This is a genomic window from Stenotrophomonas pictorum JCM 9942 (genome assembly GCF_001310775.1).
GTDB classification, from domain to species: Bacteria; Pseudomonadota; Gammaproteobacteria; order Xanthomonadales; family Xanthomonadaceae; genus Stenotrophomonas; species Stenotrophomonas pictorum.
Genome location: NZ_BAZI01000255.1, coordinates 1 through 3,916, shown reverse-complemented (window position 1 = coordinate 3,916; position 3,916 = coordinate 1). Strand labels below are relative to the sequence as shown.

Annotated in this window: 3 protein-coding genes and 1 pseudogene; all 4 read right to left on the bottom strand. The window is 64.7% G+C overall.

Annotation, left to right across the window (positions count from 1 at the left end):
* A partial coding sequence (locus JCM9942_RS11895) for a TetR/AcrR family transcriptional regulator (RefSeq protein ID WP_172675106.1) occupies positions 1-358 on the bottom strand: 358 nt, incomplete at its 3' end.
* Between the two features lie 108 nt (positions 359-466).
* Positions 467-1,354 (bottom strand): 3-hydroxyacyl-CoA dehydrogenase, encoded by an 888-nt coding sequence (locus JCM9942_RS11890; protein ID WP_016448220.1) that lies wholly within the window; start codon positions 1,352-1,354, stop codon positions 467-469.
* Positions 1,351-3,132, bottom strand: a complete 1,782-nt coding sequence (locus JCM9942_RS11885) for an oleate hydratase (RefSeq protein ID WP_016448219.1) — start codon at positions 3,130-3,132, stop codon at positions 1,351-1,353. The genes JCM9942_RS11890 and JCM9942_RS11885 overlap by 4 nt, the downstream gene beginning before the upstream one ends.
* 226 nt (positions 3,133-3,358) lie before the next feature.
* A pseudogene (locus tag JCM9942_RS11880) lies at positions 3,359-3,571 on the bottom strand (DNA gyrase C-terminal beta-propeller domain-containing protein); the annotation flags it as partial.
* Between the last annotated feature and the right edge of the window lie 345 nt (positions 3,572-3,916).

Genomic DNA, 3,916 nt, shown 5'->3' with positions numbered 1-3,916 from the left:
TCCATGGCGATGCGCGCCCATTCGCCCCGATGGTGGATGGTGTCCAGCCAATCCAGGATGCACGCCAGGGTGCCGTCGAGACCTGCGTCGCCGCAGTCGCCAGCATCTGCTCCAGGCTGGCGGCCTTCTGTTCGAGGTTGCGCTCCATCACCTCCAGCAGCAGCTCCTCGCGATCGGCGAAGTTGGAGTAGAAGGCCCCCTGCGTATAGCCGGCACGCGTGCAGACGGCGCGCAGCGACAGCGCCGGGATCGAGTGCTCCACGATCAGCGCCTCGGCGGCATCCAGCAGCGCCGCGCGCGTGCGGACCTGCGATTCACTGCGGTTGAGCGGACGTGCGTGGCGTTGGGCTTGGCTCACGGCCGGCTCCGGCGCGACGGGGCGGCAGTATGCCACCGCCTTGCACAGGACGCCGTCAGCGTGCGGTGACCGTTCCCGACGGAGCACGCACGGGCGGCGGACATGGCGTCAATCATCGTAGAAGCCACCCCCCGCACCGGCGCCCAGGCGACCCTTGTCGATGTAGTTCACCTTGAGATATTCGGCCCAGCCCTGCGTTGCGGGATTTGCGCTTGCGATGTTGTACGCCGTGCGCAGGCCGACAATGTCGTAGATCTGGAACGGCCCCAGCTTGGCGCCGGTCCCGATTCGCCAGGTCTTGTCGATGTCCTCCGGACTCGCCACACCTTTCAACAACAAGGCGGCGGCCGCGTTGAGCAACGGCACCAGCAGCGAATTCAGCACGTAACCCGGCTGCTCCTTGTGCAGTCGGATCGGTTCCATGCCGATTTCCGCAGCGAAGCGCGCCACCTGCTCGAACACCTCAGGATCGGTCTGCGGCGTACCCATCACTTCCGCTGTGTTCTGGCGCCAGATGTGATTGGCGAAATGCAACGCCAGGAACTTCTCCGGCCGGCCCGTCGCATCCGCGAATGCACTGGGCAGCAGCGTGGAGGAGTTGGTGGCGAAGATGGTGCCTTCGCGCGCCAGCCTGGCGAGTTCGGCATAGACTGAGCGCTTGAGTTCCAGCTTCTCCGGCACCGCTTCAATTACCAGGTCCGCGTCGCGCACGGCCTGCGCAAGGTCGCTGCTCAGTGCGATGGCCGCCGCGACCCTGGTGGTCGCCTCGGGCGTCGTCCCCGGCAGGTCGGCGGCATATGTCTGAGCCAATCGCGTCAGGGCGTCGCGGGCACGCTCCAGCGCTGCTGCGTCAATGTCGTACGCCGTGACGCTCTTGCCGTGAAAGGCGCACTGGAAGGCGATCTGCGCGCCGAGCACGCCAGTGCCCAGCACGGTCACTCGCTGCAGGCCGGAGGGCGAGGCGACGGTCTTTGTGGTGTCCTGTGTCATGTTCATGCGTCCTCCCCGGCCAGCAGGCCGGCGTCGTGGAGCAATGCACCGATCTCGGTGCGGTCGAGCCTGGCCAACACGCGGTCGCGCAGGAACGACGGGCCCGGCAACGCCAATTCTTCGCCATCGCGCAGCTGGTGCAGTGCATCCAGCAGGGTGCGGATGTCGTAGGTGGAATTGAACACTTCCGGCACGCCGCGTTCAATGCCCAACAGCGTGTAGACCGCTTCCATCGGCGTGCGCACCGAGTACTCGGTGGTGAAGATACAGTCGCGTTGCTTCGACTCCGCGAACTGGCCGATGAATGCGAAGTTCACAGCGCCCGCTGGCACCACGTCAGGGCGATCACCGGCTTGACGCGGCATGAAGAAGGCGGTGATGTACGGCATCATCACCGGCACGGTGTTGGCTCCCGTGGCTGCAAGCTCCGCGATGTCCTCAACCGGCACACCCATGTGATACAGCCATTCCTGGGTGATTTCCTCGCCGGTGCAGTCCTGCATCGGCTTCTTGACGTAATCCCCCGGCACGTCCGCGAACAGGCCATAGAACCAGATCACGACCTGGTCCTTGGGCTGCTTCTTGAAGTGCGGCTGGCGGTTCACCGTCCAGCTCAGCAGCCAGCTGGAATCCTTGGCGGTGACAATCCCGCCGGTCACCACCTTGCCGCTGAACGGGTCGCGCTTGGCGATCTTCTCGATGTACTTCGGGATGCGCGCGTCCAGCGTGGTGATGGTGGCGGATTCCCATTTGGTCTCCGGAATGTGCGTGCCGAACACGTCGGGCCGCCCGAACGACGGATCCTTGGCCGCGATGCGCCGCCACAGATCCCAAGCCGGTGCCGGGCCTTCGTCCAGCAGCGCCGCGGTCTTATGGTCGCCCTCGTTGCTGTTTTCCACCAGCGAGCCGATGGTCATGAACAACAGGTCATCGGGGCCGAGTGCCATGCCACCGGGCTGGCCGTCGCGGTTCCAGTGGATGCGCGTGGCCTGCTTGCGTCCGTTGGTGGCATCGATGTCGAAATCGACATCTGTCACCTCGGTGCAGTACTGGAACACCACGCCCTGGTCCTTCAACCACTTCACCAATGGCAGCACCAGCGATTCGTACTGGTTGAAGCGGGTGAACTTCAACGCGGAAAGATCCGCCAGACCGCCGATGTGGTGGATGAAGCGGTGCAGATAGAGCTTCATTTCCAGCGCCGAATGCCACTCTTCGAACGCGAACATGGTGCGCCAGTACATCCAGAAGTTGCTGGCGAGGAAGTCCTCACCGAACACCTCGTTGATGCGCTTGTTCTCCATCTCCTCGCGCGTGGCCATGAAGACCTTGAGCATGTCCTTCTGCGCGGCCTTGCTGAGCGTGAACTTGCCCATGTCGGGCGCAGGCTTGCCCTGTTCGATGGTGGCGCGCTGCAGGGAGAAATTGGGGTCGTCCTTGTTCAGCCAGTAGAACTCGTCGAGCACGCTGGCCCCCTCGACTTCCAGCGACGGAATGCTGCGGAACAGATCCCACAGGCATTCGAAATGGTTCTCCATCTCGCGGCCGCCGCGGATCACGAAGCCCTTGTCCGGCTTCTCAAGTCCATCCAGTGCGCCGCCCGGCACGTCGATGCGCTCCAGGATGGTGATGCGCTCGCCCGGCATCTGGCCATCGCGGATCAGGAAGGCGGCGCCGGCCAGCGAGGCCAGGCCGGAGCCGACGAACCATGCGGATTTGCCGTCGACCCCGTCTGGCTTGCGCGGGCGGGCGAAGGCTTCGTAATTGCCACTGCTGTAATACATGTACGGACTCCAGTCGGGGAAGTTCAAGGTCATCGATCTAGCGAAAGGTCACTCCCACGGTAATGTATATCACCTGATATTTGAATTCGATTTGAGATCTATATGGCTGTCCGGACGGCTTTTCGCGGCCCGCAAATGATCTGGGCACCCGAAGGTGCCCAGAGGTAAGCGCGTTTGATGGCGGGGACGATGCCGGTATTGTTACTGCCGACCCCGCCCGCGCAGGCTACGACTGTTCGCCCCTGCTGTCCGCGTCGACGCTCGTAATTGATTCGGCATCGGCGTCGTCCAGCGAGACATCCAGCCGCTCGATCGCCTGCAGCTTCTCGCCGGCCTGCACGCGCATCAGGGTCACGCCCTGCGTGTTGCGGCCGACCTGGGCGATGTGCGCCGCCGGCGTGCGTACCAGCGTGCCGCCATCGGAGATCAGCAGCACATCGTGGTGGTCGGAGAGCGCAGCACTGGCGGGGTGCTGGCGCTGAGGAACAGGTAGCTGCCGGACGCCGGGTGGGCGGCGAACCGCAGCCGCTGGTCCCGGCAAGGTTGATCGCGGCGCGGCCGGCGGCATCGAAGTGGGAGGAGCTGGCGCAGCCGCTCGAAAATTGCGGGACGACGGCAACACCGGCGGCGCTGGCGGGACTGGCGTAGCGCGCCGTCAGGCCGGCGATTTCGGGCGCCAGATTGCGGCTCACCCGGGTGTTGTGCGCGAACCAGCCGCCCAGGAAATGGGCGAAATTGCTGCTGTTGCTGCCGAGGTACGCGCCGCTGGCGCCGCTGCCACCGG

Bases quoted from the DNA above. Each gene is read 5' to 3' on its own strand.
- JCM9942_RS11890 (WP_016448220.1), bottom strand. From the start codon at position 1,354: ATGAACATGACACAGGACACCACAAAGACCGTCGCCTCGCCCTCCGGC.
- JCM9942_RS11885 (WP_016448219.1), bottom strand. From the start codon at position 3,132: ATGTATTACAGCAGTGGCAATTACGAAGCCTTCGCCCGCCCGCGCAAG.